The sequence below is a fragment of the Roseomonas sp. E05 genome, from assembly GCF_030063475.1.
Taxonomy (GTDB): Bacteria; Pseudomonadota; Alphaproteobacteria; order Acetobacterales; family Acetobacteraceae; genus Pseudoroseomonas.
In genome coordinates this window covers 123,354-143,440 of record NZ_JASIRT010000010.1, presented here as the reverse complement: position 1 = coordinate 143,440, position 20,087 = coordinate 123,354, and the positions used below count along the sequence as shown (strand labels likewise).

Annotated in this window: 18 protein-coding genes, 1 pseudogene and 1 riboswitch; of the genes and pseudogenes, 10 read left to right on the top strand and 9 right to left on the bottom strand. The window is 72.9% G+C overall.

Going from position 1 to position 20,087, the window contains the following annotated elements; genetic code table 11:
• Nucleotides 1-16: 16 nt before the first annotated feature.
• From cobO to proV, 8 genes are all read right to left on the bottom strand, one after another.
• A complete protein-coding gene (gene cobO / locus QMO56_RS12790) occupies nucleotides 17-625 on the bottom strand; it encodes a cob(I)yrinic acid a,c-diamide adenosyltransferase (protein WP_283526244.1) in 609 nt (202 codons plus the stop codon).
• A complete protein-coding gene (cobU, locus tag QMO56_RS12785) occupies nucleotides 622-1,131 on the bottom strand; it encodes a bifunctional adenosylcobinamide kinase/adenosylcobinamide-phosphate guanylyltransferase (RefSeq protein ID WP_283526242.1) in 510 nt (169 codons plus the stop codon). The genes cobO and cobU overlap by 4 nt, the downstream gene beginning before the upstream one ends.
• Nucleotides 1,132-1,200: 69 nt before the next feature.
• Complete coding sequence (locus QMO56_RS12780; protein WP_283526240.1) at nucleotides 1,201-2,508, bottom strand: methyl-accepting chemotaxis protein; 1,308 nt, start codon at nucleotides 2,506-2,508, stop codon at nucleotides 1,201-1,203.
• Entirely contained in the window at nucleotides 2,483-3,007 is a 525-nt protein-coding gene (locus tag QMO56_RS12775; protein ID WP_283526239.1) for a PAS domain-containing protein, read from the bottom strand. The genes QMO56_RS12780 and QMO56_RS12775 overlap by 26 nt, the downstream gene beginning before the upstream one ends.
• 189 nt (nucleotides 3,008-3,196) lie before the next feature.
• Nucleotides 3,197-4,072 (bottom strand): glycine betaine ABC transporter substrate-binding protein, encoded by an 876-nt coding sequence (locus tag QMO56_RS12770; RefSeq protein ID WP_283526238.1) that lies wholly within the window; start codon nucleotides 4,070-4,072, stop codon nucleotides 3,197-3,199.
• 268 nt (nucleotides 4,073-4,340) lie between these two features.
• The gene (locus QMO56_RS12765) at nucleotides 4,341-5,216 is read right to left on the bottom strand and encodes a glycine betaine ABC transporter substrate-binding protein (RefSeq protein WP_283526237.1); all 876 of its coding nucleotides are present in this window, start codon (nucleotides 5,214-5,216) and stop codon (nucleotides 4,341-4,343) included.
• Between the two features lie 195 nt (nucleotides 5,217-5,411).
• Nucleotides 5,412-6,308 carry a proline/glycine betaine ABC transporter permease gene (locus tag QMO56_RS12760; protein WP_283526236.1) on the bottom strand — a complete coding sequence of 299 codons (897 nt, stop codon included), beginning with the start codon at nucleotides 6,306-6,308 and terminating at the stop codon, nucleotides 5,412-5,414.
• A gap of 28 nt (nucleotides 6,309-6,336) precedes the next feature.
• Nucleotides 6,337-7,572, bottom strand: a complete 1,236-nt coding sequence (gene proV, locus QMO56_RS12755) for a glycine betaine/L-proline ABC transporter ATP-binding protein ProV (RefSeq protein WP_283526235.1) — start codon at nucleotides 7,570-7,572, stop codon at nucleotides 6,337-6,339.
• 463 nt (nucleotides 7,573-8,035) lie between these two features.
• Nucleotides 8,036-8,271, top strand: a riboswitch (cobalamin riboswitch).
• Nucleotides 8,272-8,401: 130 nt separating this feature from the next.
• On the opposite strand from proV, the gene QMO56_RS12750 reads away from it, so the two are divergent.
• From QMO56_RS12750 to cobJ, 7 genes are all read left to right on the top strand, one after another.
• A complete protein-coding gene (locus tag QMO56_RS12750) occupies nucleotides 8,402-8,818 on the top strand; it encodes a DUF1636 domain-containing protein (RefSeq protein WP_283526234.1) in 417 nt (138 codons plus the stop codon).
• A complete protein-coding gene (gene cobW / locus QMO56_RS12745; protein ID WP_283526232.1) occupies nucleotides 8,815-9,846 on the top strand; it encodes a cobalamin biosynthesis protein CobW in 1,032 nt (343 codons plus the stop codon). The genes QMO56_RS12750 and cobW overlap by 4 nt, the downstream gene beginning before the upstream one ends.
• Nucleotides 9,847-9,998: 152 nt before the next feature.
• The gene (gene cobN, locus QMO56_RS12740; protein ID WP_283526230.1) at nucleotides 9,999-13,334 is read left to right on the top strand and encodes a cobaltochelatase subunit CobN; all 3,336 of its coding nucleotides are present in this window, start codon (nucleotides 9,999-10,001) and stop codon (nucleotides 13,332-13,334) included.
• 133 nt (nucleotides 13,335-13,467) lie between these two features.
• Nucleotides 13,468-14,661: a precorrin-3B synthase gene (gene cobG, locus QMO56_RS12735; protein ID WP_283526228.1), complete on the top strand. Its 1,194-nt coding sequence runs from the start codon at nucleotides 13,468-13,470 to the stop codon at nucleotides 14,659-14,661.
• On the top strand, nucleotides 14,658-15,290 hold the full coding sequence (locus QMO56_RS12730; RefSeq protein WP_283526226.1) for a precorrin-8X methylmutase: 633 nt from the start codon (nucleotides 14,658-14,660) through the stop codon (nucleotides 15,288-15,290). The genes cobG and QMO56_RS12730 overlap by 4 nt, the downstream gene beginning before the upstream one ends.
• A gap of 145 nt (nucleotides 15,291-15,435) precedes the next feature.
• Entirely contained in the window at nucleotides 15,436-16,161 is a 726-nt protein-coding gene (locus tag QMO56_RS12725; RefSeq protein ID WP_283526224.1) for a precorrin-2 C(20)-methyltransferase, read from the top strand.
• Entirely contained in the window at nucleotides 16,158-16,916 is a 759-nt protein-coding gene (cobJ, locus tag QMO56_RS12720) for a precorrin-3B C(17)-methyltransferase (RefSeq protein ID WP_283526222.1), read from the top strand. The genes QMO56_RS12725 and cobJ overlap by 4 nt, the downstream gene beginning before the upstream one ends.
• Here cobJ and QMO56_RS12715 read toward each other — a convergent pair.
• A complete protein-coding gene (locus QMO56_RS12715) occupies nucleotides 16,886-17,641 on the bottom strand; it encodes a cobalt-precorrin-6A reductase (protein WP_283526220.1) in 756 nt (251 codons plus the stop codon). The genes cobJ and QMO56_RS12715 overlap by 31 nt on opposite strands.
• Nucleotides 17,642-17,652: 11 nt before the next feature.
• On the opposite strand from QMO56_RS12715, the pseudogene cbiE reads away from it, so the two are divergent.
• From cbiE to cobM, 3 genes and pseudogenes are all read left to right on the top strand, one after another.
• A pseudogene (cbiE, locus tag QMO56_RS12710) lies at nucleotides 17,653-18,864 on the top strand (precorrin-6y C5,15-methyltransferase (decarboxylating) subunit CbiE); the annotation flags it as partial.
• Entirely contained in the window at nucleotides 18,847-19,284 is a 438-nt protein-coding gene (locus tag QMO56_RS12705) for a cobalamin biosynthesis protein (protein WP_408906527.1), read from the top strand. The pseudogene cbiE and the gene QMO56_RS12705, both read left to right, overlap by 18 nt.
• On the top strand, nucleotides 19,281-20,033 hold the full coding sequence (gene cobM, locus QMO56_RS12700) for a precorrin-4 C(11)-methyltransferase (protein WP_283526219.1): 753 nt from the start codon (nucleotides 19,281-19,283) through the stop codon (nucleotides 20,031-20,033). The genes QMO56_RS12705 and cobM overlap by 4 nt, the downstream gene beginning before the upstream one ends.
• The last annotated feature ends 54 nt before the right edge of the window (nucleotides 20,034-20,087 follow it).

Sequence of the window (20,087 nt, the reverse complement as noted above, 5' to 3'; positions counted from 1 at the left end):
CCCCGGACTTTTTCTCTCAGAACTCGATCCCCGCCTGCGCCTTCACGCCCGCGGCGAAATGGTGCTTCACCGGCTTCATCTCGGTGACCATGTCGGCCGCCTCCAGCAGGGCCGCCGGCGCATTGCGCCCGGTGACCACCACATGCAGCCCCGCCGGGCGGGCGGCCAGTTCCGACAGGACTTCATCCAGCGGCAGGTAATCGTAGCGCAGCGCGATGCACAGCTCGTCCAGCACCAGCAGGCCGAGATCGCCCGCGGCCATCATCCGCTTCGCCTGTTCCCAGGCGCGGCGGCAGGCGGCGATATCGCGCGCGCGGTCCTGCGTCTCCCAGGTGAAGCCCTCGCCCATGCTGTGCCATTCCAGCATGGCATAGGCCTCCAGTACGCCACGCTCCCCGGTGGACCAGGCGCCCTTGATGAACTGCACCACGCCGACGCGCCGCCCATTCCCCAGCATCCGCAGCGCCAGGCCGAAGGCGGCGGTGGACTTGCCCTTCCCCGCCCCGGTGTGGACCATCAGCAGGCCCTTCTCGACGGTCTTGGAAGCCACCTCGGCATCCTGCACCGCCTTGCGCTTCGCCATCTTCTCCTGGTGGCGCGCGGACTCGTCGCGATCCTCGCTCATGACTTCCCCTTCAGCACCAGCGGCAGGCCGGCGGCGACGAAATGCACCGATGCGGCGCGCGCCGCCAGCCGCTGGTTCAACACGCCGGCGGCATCGCGGAAGCGCCGCGCCAGCGCGTTCTCCGGTACGATGCCCAGCCCCACTTCATTGGCCACCAGCACGGTCGGCGCCTCGCGCGCCGCCAGCGCCGCCTCCAGCGCCGTCGAGGCGGCCTCGATGTCGTGGTCGCCGAGCATCAGGTTGGTCAGCCAGAGCGTCAGGCAGTCCACCAGCGCCGGGCGGCCGCCCGCCCCGGCCAGGGCGCCGGCGAGGTCGAGCGGCGCGGCGATGGTGTGCCATTCCGTGCCGCGCCGGGCCTGATGGGCGGCGATGCGCACGCGCATCTCGTCATCCCACGCTTCCGCCGTGGCAATATAGGCCCAGGGCGCCGGATGGCGGGCGATCAGCGCCTCGGCATGGCGCGACTTGCCCGAGCGGGCGCCGCCAAGGACAAGGGTGAAGGTCATGGCCCGCCGGGGTTAGCCGATTTCCCCTCGCCGCCAAAGCCCGGAGGCATGAATTCCCCCGGCCTTGCCTCAGACCGCCTGCCGTGCCCGCGCCAGGAACTCCGCCACCTCGCGCCGCAGCCGCTCCGCCTGGATGGAGAGGCCGCCGGCGGCGTCGCGCATGGCAGTGGCGGCGGTGTCGGTCTCCCCCGCGGCCGCGCGCACCGCCTCGATGTTGCGTGCCACGGCCGCCGTACCCTGCGCCGTCTGCGCGACGCTGCGGGCGATCTCGGCGGTGGCCGCGCTCTGCTCCTCCACGGCGGCGGCGATGGCGGTGGCCACCTCGTCGGTCTCCCGCACCGTGCTGCCGATATGCTCGATGGCTCCCACCGCCTGGGCCAGCGCCTGCTGCATGGCCCCGATCTGGCGGGTGATCTGGTCGGTCGCGCGCGCCGTCTGCGTGGCCAGCCCCTTCACCTCGCCCGCCACCACGGCGAAGCCCTTGCCCGCCTCGCCCGCGCGCGCCGCCTCGATCGTCGCGTTCAGCGCCAGCAGGTTGGTCTGCGCGGCGATCTCGGTGATCATCTGCACCACCTCGCCCACCTGCCGCGCCGCATCGTCCAGCCCGGCGACGGTGGTGTTGGCCTGCTCCACCGCCGCCACCGCCGAGCGGGCGATCTGCGAGGCGCGCCCGACCTGGCGGGTGATCTCGCCAACCGCCGAGGAAAGCTGCCGCGCCGCCACCGCCACGTTCTGCGAACTGGCCTCGCTCGCATGCGTCGCCGTCGCGGCGGCGGCGGCACCCTCGCTGGTCTGCCCGGCGGCGTTCAGCATGCCCTCGGCATTGCCGCGCAGCGCCACGGCGGCGGCGGCGACATTCTCCACAACGCCCCCCACGCCGCGCTCGAAGCCGTCGGCGAAGCAGGCGAACTCCCGCGCCTTGCCCTCCATCTGCGCGATGCCGGCATTGAGGTCCTCCGCGGCCTTGCGGAAGCGGCCGGGCAGGCCGCGCAGCAGCACCTTGCGATAGTATCGCCCGGCACTGGCGGCCTGCATGGCGCCGGCCGCCTCCCGCACGAAGGCATCGGCGATGTCGAGCATGCGGTTGGCGGAGGCCTCGAACTGCCCGACCGCGCCGGGGTTGAAGGGCTGCGGCATGCGGGCCTCAAGATCTCCCTTCGCCGCCGCCTCGCAGACCGCCGCGGCCCGGCGCAGCATCGCGTCCTGGCGCAGCACCGCCGCGAGCGCCGCCCCGGCGCCGAGCGCCGGCAGCAGCGCCGCCAGGGCCGCCGCCCAGGAGGGCCCCGCCGCCAGCACCCAGGCCGCGTTGCCACCGGCCAGCATGGCGGTCAGCCCCAGCGGCAGGCGCGGATCAGAGAGAAAAGACGAAGCGTTCATAGCTGACCCCCTGCTTCGCCAGCATTTCGTTCAGCGCGGCGGCACCCTGCTGCATGCCCTGCTTGCGGTCGGGCGCTGCCGCCTCGGCACGCAGCAGCTGCTCATAGATCGGGCGCACGCGCGCCACCTGCGCCGGATCGGGCCGGCGGCGGTTCGAGTGGTAGCCGATCACATGACCCTGCGCGTCCCGCGTCGGCGTGGCATGGGCGAAGACCCAGTAGTGGCTGCCATCGGCCGCGAGGTTCAGCACATAGCCGAAGAACTCGCTCCCCTCCTCCAGCGTCTCCCAGAACAGCCGGAACACGCTGCGTGGCATGTCCGGGTGGCGGACCAGGCTGTGCGGCTGGCCCAGCACGTCGCTCACCGCGTATTTGGAAACCCGCAGGAAGACGTCGTTGGCGTAGAGGATGCGCCCCTTCCGGTCGGTCTTGGTGACGATCAGCTCCTCCTCTCCGAAGGGCGATTCCCGTCCCGTGGGCATGATCCGGTGTCTAGGCATGCGCTGTCACTGCTTCCTGCGGCGTCCATCCGCGGCCGAGCATAGGCAGGCCTGCCTAATCAATCCTTATTGCCCGGCGCCGCGGACAGCGGGGCTGAAACGCGCAGCGGAGGCGGCTCGCGGCCGCCCCCGCCCCTCTCACCGCTCCGCGGAGAGCGTGGCGGTGCCTGGCAGCGTCGCGCGGGCGCCTCAGCCGGCGGCCTTGCCCAGCCAGCCGGCAATGCGCTCCTGGTGGCTGGCGATGTAGTCCGCCACCGCCGCCTCAGCGTTCTCCTCCTGCATCTTCGTCATCGCCTTCTCCAGCTCCTCGAGCGGCAGGCTGAGGCGGGAGAGGAAGGCCGCCACCTCCGGGCGCTCCTCGCGCAGGCCGAGGCGCCCGGCGCCGACGATCTTCTCCTCCTCGCCCATGCTCAGCTTCGGGTCGTCGAGGTAGCGGAGGTCGAACTTGTTGAACATCCAGTGCGGATTCCAGCCGGAGAAGACGATCCAGTCCTTGCCGCGGATCGCCCGCTGCAGCATGGCCAGCATGCCGGCCTCGCCGGATTCCTGCACGGTGTAGTCCAGCCCATAGGCCTTCACGGTCTCATGCACGAGCCGCGTCATGCCCGCGCCGGGCTCGATGGTCTGGATGCGGCCCTCCACCTTGCCGCGCACCCCGGGCTTCGCGAGGTCGGCGATGGAGGAGACCTCGCCTTCCGGCACATAGGCCGGCACCGCCAGCCCCATCTTGCCGGTGTAGATCTGGCCGAGGCGCTCCACATTGCCCTCGGCGCGCTTCCAGTAGTCCCGGTGGGTCTTGGGCAGCCAGCACATCAGCACGGCATCCAGGTCCCCGCGCATAACGCCCTGGTAGAGCGGCGCCACATCGGTCTGCACCAGCTTCACCGGCGTCCCCAAATGGTCCTCGATCAGCTTCGCGGCCAGCCTGGTGATGAACTCGGCATCGGTCCAGGGCGCATAGCCGAGCCGGATGGGCCTGCCGGATTGCGCCTGCACGGAACCGGTGGCGAGGCCGGCGGCCAGGCCGGCGGAGAGGCTGAGGAACTGGCGCTTCTTGAGCAGCATGGGTGACTCCCGGGGTGGTGTGGTTGGGCCTGGGGCAGCCTGATCGGAAGGCATGCGGCCCCGCGGCCGCGCGACGGCATGCCGGAACGGCTGGGGAAACGGGTGCGGTCCTGGGACCGCCATGGCCTGTGGCCCGAGAAGGGCGAGAAGCGCGCGAGGCGAAGGATTGGAGGCCTCGGAGTGGCGCATGCGCTTCAGGCGACAGCCGGAGGCCGTCGCAACGGGGCCGGGGAGGAATGCGCCCCGGCCCAGGCCTGAACTGCCAGGCTCAGCTCTTGGCGAACCAGCCGTTCACGCGGTCCTTGTGGCTGGCGATGTAGTCCGCCACCGCCGCGTCGGCGCTCTCCTGCTGCGCCTTCAGCATCGCCTTCTCCAGCTCGTTGAGCGGCATGTTGAGGCGGGAGAGGAAGCCGGCGACCTCCGGCCGCTCCTCCTTCAGCTTGGGGCGGCCGAGCGCGATGACCTCCTCCTCGCCGCCCAGCGCGCCCTTCGGGTCGGCCAGGTAGCGCAGGTCGTACTTGCCGAACATCCAGTGCGGGCTCCAGGAGGTCGCCACCACCCACTTGTCCTGCCGCATGGCGCGGTCCACCACGCTGAGCATGGCGGCCTCGCTGGCCTCCTGCAGCGTGTATTCGTCGAGGCCATAGGCCTCCAGCGCCTTGTGCGAGAGCCGCGTCAGCCCGGCGCCCGGCTCGATGCCCTGGATGCGGCCGTTCAGCTTCTTGCGGACCTCGGGCTTCGCCAGGTCGGCGATCGAGGCGACCTCGGATTCCGGCACATACTTCGGCACCACCCAGCCCAGGCGCGCGCCGCTGTAGAGCACGCCGAGGCGCTCCACCTTGCCCTGCACGCGCTTCCAGTAGTCGGCATGGGTCTGCGGCAGCCAGCACATCAGCATGGCGTCCACGTCGCCGCGGGTGAGGCCCTGGTAGAGCGGCGCCACATCGGTCTGCACCAGCTCGACCTTGGTCTCGAGGCGGTCCTCGATCAGCTTCGCGGCGAGGCGGGTGATGAACTCGGCATCGGCCCAGGCGGCGAAGCCCAGCTTGATCGGCTGGCCGGACTGCGCGCGCGCGGCACCGGCGGTGAGGCCCATCGCCAGGCCGGCGGTGAGACCGAAGAGTTCGCGCTTCTTCAGCAACATGGGGTTTCCTTTCCTTGGTTGCCTGGAACGGACCGGACGAAAAAGGTCGGGGGAAGGAATTCCCCCGAACCCCCATCTTCTTTCTGTCAGTTTGGCGCTGCGCTTTCCGCCCGCGCGGGGAACCGACAGAAAAAGGAAGGGGGGCCTGGGGGGAATTCATTCCCCCCAGCCTTCAGCCCGGCTTGAGTGAAAAGATCAGGCCTTGGCCGGCTGCGCCGCGGCCTCGCCGTTGCGCCGGGCGAACAGCGCCCGCAGCCCCGAGGGCTCCCGCTTCTGGCCGAAGCTCTGGGTGATGCGGTCCAGCAGCACCGCCAGCACCACCACGGCGAGCCCGCCCTCGAAGCCGGTGCCGACGTCGAGCCGCTGGATGCCGGTCAGCACGGTGTTGCCGAGCCCGCCGGCGCCGATCATCGAGGCGATCACCACCATCGAGAGCGACAGCATGATGGTCTGGTTGATGCCGGCCATGATGGAGGGCAGCGCGTTCGGCACCTGTACCTTCAGCAGCAGCTGCATGGGCGTGCAGCCGAAGGCCTGGCCCGCCTCGATGAACTCGGAATGCACCTGGCGGATGCCGAGATTGGTCAGGCGCACAACCGGCGGCATGGCGAAGATCACCGTGGCGATGGTGCCCGGCACCGCGCCGAGGCCGAAGAACATGGCCGCCGGGATCAGGTAGACGAAGGCCGGCATGGTCTGCATCAGGTCGAGCGCCGGACGCGCGACGAGCTGCACGCCGTTGCTGCGCGCCATGGCGATGCCGAGCGGCACGCCGATGACGATGGCGATGGCGGTCGCGGCGAGCACGAGGGAGAGCGTCTCCATCATGCGCTCCCACAGGCCCATGCCGCCGATCAGCAGCAGCGCGGCGACGGCGAAGACGGCGAACTTCCAGCCCACGCGCCACAGCGCCAGCAGCGCGATGACGGCGATGGCGGCCGGCGCCGGCACGCCGGTCAGCGCCGCGCGGATGCCATCCGTGACGAAGCCGATGCCGGTCGCGATAGTGTCCAGCGCCGGGGTGAAGTGGTCGAGCACATAGTTGACGACGGCATCGGCGCCCTCGCCGATGCCCAGGTTCCAGTCCTGCATGGGGCGTGTTCCTTCGGCGGGGAGGCGCTCAGTTGCCCGAGCGGTCGAGCGTCCGCAGCAGCGTGGACTTGCTGATCGCACCGACATAGCGGTGGTCCGCGTCCACCACCGGCACCGGGTGCGGGCTCTCCGCCACCTTGCCCATCACGTCGGAGAGCGTGTCGTCGGCGGCGATCGGCTCCACCTCGGGCAGCAGCGCCTTGCGGTAGGGGTCCTCGGAGCCGCTGCGCGCGGCCTGCGCCAGTGAATCCGCGCTGACCATGCCATGGTAGGTCTTGTCCCGCCCGACGACGATGGCGATGTCCCGGTCGTGCCGCCGCATCCGCTCCAGCGCGGCGGGCACCGCGAGGCCGCGCCGCTCGATCAGCGTCACCTGCGACTCGCGGGCGATGTCGCCGGCGCGGAACACCTGGCTGACATCCACGTTGCGGAAGAAGGAGCGCACATAGTCGTTCGCCGGGCTGGTGACGATCTCGTCCGGCGTGCCGACCTGCACCACCTCGCCATGCTGCATGATGGCGATGCGGTCGCCGATGCGCATGGCCTCGTCGAGGTCATGGCTGACGAAGATGATCGTGCGGCTGTGCTCGGCCTGCAGCCGCAGCAGCTCGTCCTGCATCTCGGCGCGGATCAGCGGGTCGAGCGCCGAGAAGGCCTCGTCCATCAGCAGCACGGTGGGCTCGCTCGCCAGGGCACGGGCGAGGCCGACGCGCTGCTTCATGCCGCCCGAGAGCTGGTCCGGCCGGCTGTCGGCATAAGCGCCGAGACCCACGCCCTGCAGCGCCGCGCGCGCCTTCTCATGCCGCTCCCGCTCGCCCACGCCGGCCACTTCGAGGCCGAAGGCGGCATTGTCCAGCACCGTGCGGTTGGGCAGCAGGGCGAAGGACTGGAACACCATGCTCATGTCCCGCCGGCGCAGCGCGATCAGCTCGCGCTTGGACATCCTGGTGATGTCCTGCCCATCCACCAGGATCTCGCCCGCGGAAGGCTCGATCAGCCGGTTGATCAGCCGCAGCAGGGTGGACTTGCCGGAGCCCGAAAGCCCCATGATGACGAAGATCTCGCCGGCGCGGATGTCGAAGCTGGCGTCCTTGACGCCCACCGTGCAGCCGGTGGCGGCGTGGATCTCCTCCTTGCCGCGGCCCTCATGGACCATGCGGATGGCCGCCTCGGGCCGGTCGCCGAACACCTTGAAGACGTTGCGGAGCGCGATCTTCACCGGCGGCGGGGCGTCCTCGCCCGTCGTCTGGGTTGCTGTTTCCATCGTCCTCTGCCTGCCGCGCGCCGGGTGGGGCGGCTTCACCTCCGTGGGTTTTTGGGAACGGCGGACACGGGGACGGGCCGGAGGAGGCCCTGCATTCACTGCCCTGAAAGGGCCATAATTCTGTGTCGCCGCCACTAGGTTGGGTTGGGTCTAGACCAGTCGCATGGAATTGTCCACCCCTTCGGCAAGTCGATCCCGATCCTCATCCGATGCGGTGAAATGAATCCGCGATTCCGACAATGGTTTCCTGCCTTGCCACCGCAAATCCTCGAATAGGTATGAACATTTCAGCCTCGGGGTTTCGGAGGATTCTGGATGTTGCTGTCCTTCCCGCAGGCGGAATTGTTCAAGCAGGCGAAAACTTCTCTCCAATTCCTTGATTGCCCCGGCGCTGCTGCAACCGGCGGCGGAATTGCACCCGGGCCCGGAAGCAGGCGGGGGTTTGACTCCCCGCCCCGTGCCCGCCTAGGAACGCCCCGATGGTCCTTCCCGCGCGGAAGGTGAAAAGGGAATGCGGTGCCGGGTTGGAGGGCTTGCCCTCACGCCCCATGCCGCGGCTGCCCCCGCAACTGTGGGCGGAGAGCGACCCGCCGCCACGGCCACTGGAGCACCGCCCCCCCCGGGGGAGCGCTTTGGGAAGGCCGGCGGGCCGCGCTGGATCCGCGAGCCAGGAGACCTGCCATCACCATCGGATCGTGCCACCGGGCGGGGTGCCCCGGCGGGCGGCGATGCGGCCGGGCATCCACCCTCGGCGCCTCGGTTCCGCGCGGCGACGCGCGGGCGGTCGGCACCTCGTCTCTATCCGCGCCGCAGGGCGCAGGGAGCGTGCATGGAGCCGCCGCCGGAGAACGAGCCTGCGCCGAAGCCGCGCCTGGTGGTCTGCACCAGTTGCCGCGCCAGCCGCCCCCTCGCCGAGGACGAAATCCCGCCCGGCCGCCTGCTGCATGATGCCCTGGCCGAGGCCCTCGCCGCCCATCCCGCGCCGCCGGTGGAACTGCACGCCGTCACCTGCCTCGCCGCCTGCGAGCGCGGCTGCACGGCGGCCATCACCGCGCCGGGCAAGTGGACCTACCTGCTCGGCCATCTGACACCCGCGCTGGCCGGCGACCTCCTGGCCTATGGCGCCACCTATGCCGCCCATGCCTCCGGTGCCGTGCTGCCCTCGCGCCGCCCGGACTCGCTGCGCAAGGTCGTGCTGGGCCGCCTCCCCGCGCTCCAACCGCCCGTGAAGGACTCCGCCGCATGACCACGCTCGACAAGGTGCCCGCCACCATCGTCACCGGCTTTCTCGGCGCCGGAAAGACCACGCTGGTGCGCCATCTGATGCAGCACGCCAACGGGCGGCGCATCGCCATCATCGTCAACGAGTTCGGCGCGCTCGGCGTGGATGGCGAGACGCTGAAGGACTGCGGCATTCCGGGCTGCGAGGCCGAGAACATCGTCGAGCTGGCCAATGGCTGCCTCTGCTGCACCGTGGCGGACGACTTCATCCCCACCATGCAGGCGCTGCTCGACCGCCCGGAGCCGCCCGAGCACATCCTGATCGAGACCTCCGGCCTCGCGCTGCCGAAGCCGCTGATCAAGGCCTTCAACTGGCCCGCCATCCGCTCCCGCGTGACGGTGGATGGCGTGGTGACCGTGGTGGACGCCCCCGCCGTCGCCGAGGGCCGCTTCGCCGACGATCCGGAGGCCGTCGCCGCCCAGCGTGCCGCCGACCCGTCGCTCGACCACGACAACCCCCTGGCCGAAGTCTATGAGGACCAGCTCAACGCCGCCGACCTGGTGGTGCTGAACAAGGCCGACCTGCTGGACGAGGCCACCCTCGCCGCCCTGCGCGCCGAGGTCGCCGCCCGTCTGCCGCGCGCCGTGAAGGTGGTGCCGGCGCGCGAGGGCGCGCTGGAGCCGGCCGTGCTGCTCGGCCTGGACGCCGCCGCCGAAGACGACCTCGCCGCCCGCCCCTCGCACCACGATGCCGAGGATGGCGCGCACGAGCACGACGACTTCGACAGTTTCGTCCTTCCCCTGCCGGACTACGACACGCCCGACGCCCTGCTGGCCCGCCTGCCGGAGGTGGCGGCGGCGCATGACGTGCTGCGCATCAAGGGCTTCGTGCGGCTGAAGGGCAAGCCGATGCGGCTGGCGGTGCAGGGCGTCGGCCGCCGCTTCCGGCACCACTTCGACCGTCCCTGGAGCGATGACCGCCAGGGACACCTCGTGGTGATCGGACAGCAAGGGATGGACCGCGAGGCCATTGCGCGCGCCATCCTGGGGTAGGACAGGCCAGGGGGCGCCGCCCCCTGGACCCCCGCCGGGGGGATAGTATCCCCCCGGACCCCGCCATCAGAGGGGAGGTCCAGGAACCTCAGGTTCTTGGTGGGGAGAGTTTGAGAGGGGCAAAGCCCCTCTCAACAACCGGGAGACAGACCTTGCATCTGCTGCGGCAGGAAACGCGAAGCCTGGAGGAGGATGCGGCGGCGGTCGATCTCGGCCATGCCCCGGCCGACCTCGTGCTGCTGTCCTTCACCGACAGCGACCTCGGTGCCGCCGCCACCGCCTGGGAGGTCCTGCCGCTTCCCCGCCCCTCCCTGCGCCTGGCCAACCTGTCCCAGCTCCGCCACCCCCTGTCGGTGGACCTCTATGCCGAGGAGGTGCTGGCCCACGCCCGCTGCGTGGTCATCCGCCTGCTCGGCGGGCTGGAATACTGGCGCTACGGCGCCGAGGAAGTGGCCGCCCTCTGCCGCCGGGAGGGCATCCCGCTCGCCCTCCTTCCCGGCGACGGCCGCGCCGACCCGCAGTTGGCCGCCCTCTCCACCATCCCGCCCGAGGCTTACGCCCGCCTCGACGCCTGCATGTGCGAAGGCGGCCCGGAGAACCTGGGCAGCGCCCTGCGCCTCGCCGCGCATCTCGCCGGCCTCGCCCCCGACGACGCCCCGCCGCCCCGCCCCCTCCCCGCCTGCGGCGAGCACGCACTGGGCGCCGAGCAAGCCCACCCGCAGGCGGTGCTGGTCTTCTACCGCTCGCACCTGCTGGCCGGCGACACCGCCCCGATGCTCGCCATGGCCGAGGCGCTGCGGGCGCGCGGCCTGCGCGTGCGCGGCCTTTTCGCCGCCAGCCTGAAGGACGCCGCCTGCGCCCGCTTCGTCGCGGAACGCCTCGCCGCCTGGCGTCCCGCCGTGGTGCTGAACGCCACCGCCTTCTCCGCCCGGCAGGCCGACGCCTCGCCGCTGGATGCCGCCGGGGCGCCGGTGCTGCAACTCCTCCTCTCCGGCAACCCGCGCACGGCCTGGGTCGCCTCGACGCGCGGCCTCTCCCAGAGCGACCTCGCCATGCAGGTGGTGCTGCCCGAACTGGATGGCCGCCTGCTCACCGCCGCCATCGGCTTCAAGCAGGAGGCGGCGCCGATCCCCGGCCTGGACTTCGCCCGCACCATCCTGGCACCCGATGCGGAGGGCACCGCACTGGCCGCCGACCACACCGCCGGATGGGCACGCCTCGCCGCCACCCCGGCGGTGGAGCGGCACATTGCCGTGCTGCTCTCCGACTACCCCGCCGCCGGGGGGCAGGCCGGCCACGCCGTCGGTCTCGACAGTTTCGCCAGCCTTGCCGCGCTGCTGGAGGACCTCGCCGGTGCCGGCTACCAACTCGATGCGCCGCTGCCCGACGCGGCGGCGCTCGCCCGCGCCCTGACCCAAGGCCCGGCGACACCTTTCCTGCCGCTGGCGGAGTACCGCACCCGCTTCGCCGCCCTCCCGACGCCGCTCCGCGAGGCCGTCACCGCCGCCTGGGGTGCCCCGGAGCAGGACCCGGCCTGCCAGGGGGGCGCCTTCACCCTGCGCCATCTTCGCTTCGGCAACATCCTCCTCGCCGTGCAGCCCGATCGCGGCAGCGCACTCGACCGCCGCGCCGGCTACCACGACCCCGACACGCCGCCGCGCCACGCCTATCTCGCCTTCTATCTCTGGCTGCGCGAGGGCTTCGGCGCCCATGCCCTGGTCCATCTCGGCACGCATGGCACGCTGGAATGGCTGCCCGGCAAGGCGACCGCTCTCGCCGCTGCCTGCGCCCCGGCGGCGCTGCTGCGCGGTTTGCCCGTGGTCTATCCCTTCATCGCCAACAACCCCGGCGAGGCGGCCGTGGCCAAGCGACGGCTCGGCGCCGTCACCCTCGGCCACCTGACGCCGCCGCTGAAGTCCGCCGGCCAGCACGGCGCCGCGCTCGAACTGGAGCGCCTGATCGACGAATACGCCGCCGCCGACGGGCTGGACCGCCGCCGCACCGCCCTGCTCCGCCGTGCCATCCTCGACCGCGCCGAGGAGACCGGCCTGCTCGCCGAGGGCCATATCCCGCGCGACCTGCCGGAGGAGGACGCCCTCGCCCGCCTCGATGCCTGGCTCTGCGACGTCAAGGAGATGCAGATCCGCGACGGGCTGCATGTCTTCGGCCGCGCCCCCGCACCGGAGCGCCGTGCCGCCCTGCTCGCCGCCCTCACCCGCGCCGCGCCGCACTTCGACGCCGGCCGGCTCGACGCCGCCGCCCCCGCCGAGCGCGCCGCGCTGCTGGCCGCGCTGGACGGCCGCTTCATCCAGCCCGGCCCGGCGGGCGCCCCCACGCGCGGCCGCGCCGACGTGCTGCCCACCGGCCGCAACCTCTACAGCATCGACCCGCGCGGCGTGCCCACCCGCTCCGCCCTCACTTTGGCCGAGAAGGCCGCCGAGGAACTGCTCCGCCGCCACCGCCAGGAGCAGGGCGACTGGCCGCGATCCCTGGTGCTCGACCTCTGGGGCAGCGCCACCATGCGCACCGGCGGCGAGGACCTGGCCCTCGCCCTGGTCCTGCTCGGCGCGCGCCCGGTCTGGGACGAAGGCTCCGCCCGCGTCACGGGTGTGGAAATCCTCCCCCTCGCGCTGCTCGACCGCCCGCGCGTGGACGTCACCCTGCGCATCTCCGGCCTGTTCCGTGACGCCTTCCCGGCGCAGATCGCCCTGTTCGACAGCGCCGTGCGCGCCATCGCCGCCCGCGATGACGAAGCGCCCAACTGGAACCCCCTCGCCGCCGCCGCGCAGAACCTCACTGGGGATGCCCTGCGCCGCGCCACCGCCCGCATCTTCGGCGCGGCCCCCGGCAGCTACGGCACCGGCCTTGAGGACCGCATCGGCCGCGGCGCCTGGAACAATCGCGACGAACTCGGCGCCGCCTGGCTCGACGCCTCCGCCGCCGCCTATGGGCACGGCCTCGAAGGCACGCCGGACCGCGACGCCCTGGCCGCCCGCGTCACCGCCGCCGAGGCCTTCCTGCACAGCCAGGACCACGCCGAGACCGATCTGCTCGACAGCCCCGACTACGCCGCGCACGAAGGCGGCTTCGCGGCCGCCGCCGCGGCGCTCGGCGCCACTCCCGCCCTCTACCACGCCGACACCACCACCCCCGACGCCCCCCGCCTGCGCGGCCTCGCCGAGGAGGTCGCCCGCGTGGTGCGGGCCCGCGCCGCCAACCCGGCCTGGATCGCCGGCATGATGCGCCACGGCCATCGCGGCGCCGGCGAGATCGCCCGCGCCCTGGAGGGCCTGCACGCCTTCGCCGCCACCCTGCCCGAACGGCTCGACCCGCAGTTCGATCTCCTGTTCGACGCCACGCTGGGCGACCCCGCCGTATGCGCCTTTCTCCAGGTCAACAATCCCGCCGCCCTGGAGGCCATGCGCGCCCGCTTCGCCGAGGCGCGCGCGCGCGGCCTCTGGCGGCCCCGCCGGAACGACACGCCATGAAGGCCCGGCCTCGGACACTGGGGAGAAAGAATTCTCCCCATCGAACGTACACGTTCGATCCTCTTCTTTCTTTTTATCAGACAGAAAAAAGATGGGGGTCCGGGGGAATTCCTTCCCCCGGCCTTTTCGCGCCATGAGCATTCGCGGCTGGTGCCCCACCCTCTTCGAGCCCATGGCCTCCGGCGACGGGTTGCTGCTGCGCGTGAAGCCGCATGCCGCGTGCCTTTCCGCCGCCCAGGCCCGCGCCCTGGCCGAAGCCGCTCTCCGCCACGGCAACGGCTGGCTCGACCTGACCAACCGCGCCAACATCCAGATCCGCGGCCTGCGCCCGGAGACGGTCGTGCCCTTCGCGGAGGCCATGCTGGATGCCGGCCTCGCCGACCCGGACCCTGGCGCGGAGCGTCGCCGCAGCATCATCGCCCCGCCCCTGCTCGGCGCCGACCCCGCCATCCCGGACACGGCCACCGCCTGGCTCGCTGCCCTGGAAAGCCTCCTGGCCGACGAAGCCCTTGCTGTCCTGCCCCCGAAATTCGGCCTGCTGCTGGACGGCGGCGGCGCCCTGCCGCTGCACGGCGTCGAGGCCGACCTGACCCTCCGCCTCACCCTCTCCGGGGCCGCGCTCCACCTTTCCGGCGCCGACCTCCACGCGCCCGGCGCCACGCCCGCCGCCATCGGCGCGCTGTTGCGCAGCTTCCTGGCCGTCCCCGGCGCCCGCCGGATGCGTGATGCGGTGAAAGCAACGGGTGCCGCCGCCCTCTTCGCGGCGGCGGGCCTGCGCGCCGGACCCGCGCCCGCCCTCCCCCCCTCGCCGCAGCCCATCGGCCTGCATCCGCTGGGCGGGAGCGCCGCCCTCGGCCTCGGCATCCCCTTCGGCGCGCTTCCCGCCGCGATGCTGGCGCATCTGGCCGACCTCGCCGAACGCCATGGCGACGCCACCCTCCGCCTCACCCCCTGGCGCGCCCTCCTGCTGCCCGGCGTGACGGATCCCGCGCCCCTCCTCGCCGCCGCCACCGGCCTGATCGCCGATCCCGCCGACCCGCGCCTGCGCCTGCGCGCCTGCCCCGGCGCCCAGGGCTGCGGCAGCGGCCTGGCCGATACCCGCGCCGACGCCGCCGCGCTGCTCGGCAGGGGCGCGCTGCCATCCACGGGCTTGCTGCATCTCTCCGGTTGCGCCAAAGGCTGCGCGCATCCGGCCCCGGCGGCCGTCACCCTCGTGGCCGAGGCGGAGGGGCGCTACGCCCTCATCCGCCAGGGCCGCGCCGGCGACCCGCCCGCCCGCGCCGGGCTGACCCTGGCCGAGGCAGCGGCGGAACTGGAAGAAGCATGAGCGGCCCCTACGACTACATCCGCGACGGCGCGGCGATCTACGAGAAGTCCTTCGCCACCATCCGGGCGGAGGCCGACCTTGCGCGCTTCACCCCCGCCGAGGCGCGCGTCGCCGTCCGCGTCATCCATGCCTGCGGGCTGGTGGAGGTGGCCCGCCATATCCGCTTCGCCCCCGGCTTCACCGCCGCCGCCGAGGCGGCCCTGAAGCGCGGCGCCCCCATCCTCTGCGATTCCAAGATGGTCGCGCACGGCATCACCCGCGCCCGCCTGCCCGCGGAGAACGAAGTCCTCTGCACCCTCGATGCCCCTGGCGTGCCGGAACGCGCCCGCGCCATCGGCAATACCCGCTCCGCCGCCGCGCTCGACCTCTGGGGCGAGAAGCTCGGCGGCGCCCTGGTCGCCATCGGCAACGCGCCCACCGCACTGTTCCACCTGCTCGAACTGCTCGACGCCGGCGCCCCGCCCCCCGCCGCCGTCATCGGCATGCCCGTGGGCTTCGTCGGCGCGGCTGAATCCAAGGAAACCCTCGCCGCCGACAACCGTGTGCCCTGGATGATCGTCGAAGGCCGCCAGGGCGGCAGCGCCATGGCCGTGGCCGCCGTCAACGCCCTTGCCACGGAGCGCGAGTGATGCAGAAGAAAGGCTGGGGGAATGAATTCCCCCAGACCCCCATCTTCTTTTTGTCAGTTGGAGATGGCCCCGACCGGCAGCGCGGCAAACTCGAAGAAAGAAGAAGGGGGTTTGGGGGAATTCATTCCCCCGACCTTTTCCCGGCATGACCGGCATGCTGCACATCCTCGGCGTCGGGCCGGGCGATCCGGAACTGATCACCCTCCGCGCCGCCCGAATCCTCGCCGCCGCCCCGGTCTTCGCCTGCTTCGCCAAGCGCGGCCGCACGGGCAATGCCCGCAGCATCGCCACGCCGCACCTCAACCCGGCCGCCGAGGAACTGCGCTTCGAATATCCCTTCACCACCGATCTCCCGGTGGAGGACCCGCGCTACCCCGCCGGGATGGGCGCCTTCTACGACACCTGCGCCAGCCGCATCGCCGATCACCTCACCGCCGGCCGCGACGTCGCCCTGCTCTGCGAGGGCGACCCCTTCCTCTACGGCTCGGCCATGTACCTTTTCGACCGGCTGCGCGCGGCGCACCCCGTCGAGATCACGCCCGGCATCACCGCCATGGCCGGCTGCTGGTCCCGCGCCGGCCTGCCGATGGTCCACGGCGACGACATCCTCGCCGTCCTCCCCGCCACCATGCCGGCCGAGGATCTCGCCGAGGCCCTGCGCCGCTGCGACGCCGCCGTGGTGATGAAGCTCGGCCGCAACCTGCCCAAGCTGCGCGCCGTGCTGGCCGAGCTCGGCCTCACCGACCGCGCCGTCTATGCCGAGCGCGGCACCATGCCCGGCGAGGTCATCCTCCCCCTGGCCGAGCGCGACGACAGCCCCGCCCCCTACTTTTCCCTGGTGCTGATCCAGGGCCGGCAGGGGCAGCGATGAGCGGCTGGCTGCGCATCGTCGGCCTTGGCCCGGGTGACGCCGACCTGCGCACCCCCGAGGCCGAGACGGCCCTCGCCGCCGCCACCGACCTCGTCGGCTATGGCCCCTATGTCGCCCGCGTCGCCGCCCGCCCGGAGCAGCGCCGCCACGCCACCGACAACCGCCAGGAGCTGGAGCGCGCCCGCCACGCGCTGGCGATGGCTGAGGCCGGCGCCCGCGTCGCGGTGGTCTCCTCCGGCGATGCCGGCGTCTTCGCCATGGCCAGCGCCATTTTCGAGGCGCTGGAACACGGCCCCACGCAGTGGCGCGCGCTGGACATCGCCGTGCTGCCCGGCATTTCCGCCATGTTCGCCGCCGCCGCACGCCTCGGCGCGCCGCTCGGCCACGACTTCTGCGCCATCTCGCTCTCCGACAACCTGAAGCCCTGGCCGCTGGTCGAGCAGCGCCTGGCCGCCGCCGCCGGCGCCGGTTTCGTCATCGCGCTCTACAACCCGATCTCGCGCGCCCGTCCCTGGCAGCTCGGCCGCGCCTTCGAACTGCTGCGCACCCTCCTGCCCGGCGAAACCCCCGTGGCCTTCGCCACCGCCGTCAGCCGTCCGGAGGAGCGCATCGAACTCCGCCCCCTCGCCGGGGCCGACCCGGCGCTCGCCGACATGCGCACCCTGGTCCTGATCGGCTCCGCCGCCACCCGCACCCTCGCGCGGGAGGGCACATGCCCCTGGCTCTACACGCCTCGTTCGGCGAGCAGCGCATGAAGCCAGCCGAGCGCCCCGGCGACATCCGGCACGCGCGCCAGCCCCTCCGGCGCCGGCGGCCGCGCCAGCAGCCGCACGGGCAAGCCCATCTCCCGTGCCGCGGTCAGCTTGGCGGCCGTCGCCGCGCCGCCCGAATTCTTCGTCACCAGCAGCCCGATGCGGTGGCGCCGCAGCAGCGCGCGCTCGTCCTCCAGCGCGAAGGGGCCGGTGGCGGTCAGCACCTCGGCGTCCGGCGGCAGGACATCGGCAGCGGGCGGATCCACGCTGCGGATGACGTAATGGTGCCAGGGCGCGGCGCGGAACGGCGCCAGCTCCTTCTGCCCCACCGTCAGCAGCACCCGGCGCGGCGCGGCGCCCAGCGCCGCCGCGAGCGAGGTCATGTCGGGGAATTCGGCCCAGTTGTCGCCTGGCTGCGGCAGCCAGGCCGGCCGGTCCACCCGCAGCAGGGGCAGGCCACATCGCCCGGCGGCCTCGGCGGCGTGGCGCGTCATCTGCGCGGCGAAGGGATGCGTCGCGTCCACCACCGCGCCGATGCACTCCGCCCGCAGGTACTCCACCAGCCCCGCCACCCCGCCGAAGCCGCCGATCCGCGTCGGCAGCGGCTGCGGGCGCGGCGCGCGGGTGGCCCCGGCGAGGGACAGCCTCGCCCGGACGCGGGAATTCCCCGCCAGGGCGCGGGCCAGCGCGGCGCCTTCCGTTGTTCCCCCGAGCAGCAGAACCCGCATATTCCCCCACGATGAGCGCTCCCTGGCTTTCCATCCTGGGCATCGGCGAGGACGGCGTCGAGGGCCTCTCCCCCGCCGCCGCCACGCTGCTCGCGGCCGCCGGGACGGTGTTCGGCGGCCAGCGGCACCTGGCGCTCGCCGCGCCGCTGATCCGCGGCACCGCGCTTCCCTGGCCCAGCCCGATGCTGGACGGTCTCCCCGCCCTGCTCGCCCGGCGCGGCCAGCCGACGGCGGTGCTGGCCTCGGGCGACCCCTTCTGCTTCGGCATCGGCGCCACCCTGGCCCGGCACATCCCGCCCGGGGAGCTGCTCTGCCTCCCTGCGCCCTCCGCCTTCGCCCTGGCCTGCGCCCGGCTGGGCTGGGCGATGCAGGATTGCACCACGCTCTCCTTCTGCGGCCGCCCGCTGGAGCCGCTTCTCCCGCTGCTGCAGCCCGGCGCGCGCCTGCTGGCCCTTTCCGCGGATGCCACCACCCCCGCCGCTGTCGCCGCGCTGCTCACGCGGTACGGTTTCGGCCCGACGCGGCTCCATCTGCTGGAAGCCCTGGGCGGTCCCCGCGCCCGCCACCGCACGACCACCGCCGAGGCCTTCGGCCTCGCCCCTGACCCGCTGAACCTGCTGGCGCTGGAGGTCATCCCCGGCCCCGGCGCCAGGGCCATCCCGCTCACCCCGGGCCTGCCCGAGGATTGCTTCGAGCAGGACGGCCAGATCACCAAGCGGGAAGTGCGGGCCATCACGCTGGCGGCGCTCGCCCCGCGCCAGGGCGAACTGCTCTGGGACATCGGCTGCGGCAGCGGTTCGGTGGCGGTCGAGTGGATGCTGCGTCACCCCGCCAACCGCGCCATCGGCCTGGAACCGCGGGCGGATCGTGCCGCCCGCGCCGCCCGCAACGCGCTGGCGCTGGGGGTGCCCGGGCTGCGGGTGGTGCCGTCGGCCGCACCGGAGGGCCTTGCCGGCCTTCCCGCGCCGGACGCGGTGTTTCTCGGCGGCGGCGCCAGCGGCGAGGGCGTGCTGGACGCCGCCTGGACGGCGCTGCGCCCCGGCGGCCGCCTCGTGGCCAATGCCGTGACCCTGGAGACCGAGGCCGCCCTCATCGCCGCCCAGTCCCGCTGGGGTGGCAGCCTGACGCGGATCGGCATCGAGCGCCTGGACCGCATCGGCGGCTTCCACGGCTATCGCCCCGCGATGACGGTGACGCAATACGCCGTGGAAAAGCCGGTGGCGGGGTCCGGGGAGACCCTGTCTCCCCGGCGGGGGGTCCAGGGGGGCGGCGCTCCCCTGGCCACGGCGGGCATCGGCCTGCGCCCTTCGGCCTCCGCGGAAGCGATCGCCGCCCTGGTCCGCCGCGCCGAGACGCTGTCCGGCCTGCGCGTCGGCCGCCTCGCCGCCCCCGCCTTCCGCCGTGACCTTCCCGCCCTTGCCGAGGCGGCATCCGCCCTCGGCGTGGAGCTCGTCTTCCTCGACCACGCCGCGCTGCTTGCCGTGCAGGACCGCTGCCCCACCCGCTCCGAAGCGGCCCTGCGCACCACCGGCATCGCCTCCGTCGCCGAGGGCTGCGCCCTGGCGGCGGGCGGTGCGCTGGTGCTGCCGCGCATCACCGCCGAGGGCGTCACCTGCGCCCTCTCGGCAGGACCAAACGCATGACCGTGCATTTCATCGGCGCCGGCCCCGGCGCGCCGGACCTCATCACCCTGCGCGGGCGGGACCTGCTGGCCGCCTGCCCGGTCTGCCTCTATGCCGGCTCCATCGTGCCGCCCGCCCTGCTGGCGCACTGCCCGCCCGGCGCCCGGCTGGTGGACACCGCCCCGCTCGACCTCGACGCCATCGAGGCCGAATACCTCCACGCCCATCGGGCCGGGCAGGACGTGGCGCGGCTGCATTCCGGCGACCTCTCCGTCTGGTCGGCCGTTGCCGAGCAGATCCGGCGCCTGGAGCGCCACGGCATCCCCTATACCCTGACGCCGGGCGTCCCCTCCTTCGCCGCCGCCGCCGCCGCGCTCGGGCGCGAGCTGACGGTGCCGGGAGTGGCGCAGAGCGTGGTGCTGACGCGCGTCTCCGGCCGCGCCTCGGCCATGCCGCCGGGCGAGACGCTGGAGGCCTTCGGCGCCACCGGCGCCACCCTCGCCATCCATCTGGCGGTCCACGCCCTGGGGCGGATCGTCGAAAGCCTCACCCCGCTCTATGGCGCCGGCTGCCCCGTGGCCATCGTGGTGCGCGCCTCCTGGCCGGATGAGCGCATCCTGCGCGGCACGCTCGGGGATATCGTGGCGAAGCTCGCCGCCGAGCCGGCGGAACGCACGGCGCTGATCCTGGTCGGGCCGGCACTGACGGCGGGGGAGTTCCGGGACAGCGCCCTCTACAGCGCGGCGTATCAGCGGCGGTTCCGGCCATGAGGGAAAAGATCGGGGGAATGGATTCCCCCGGTCAAGCCTATAGGTTTGACCCTT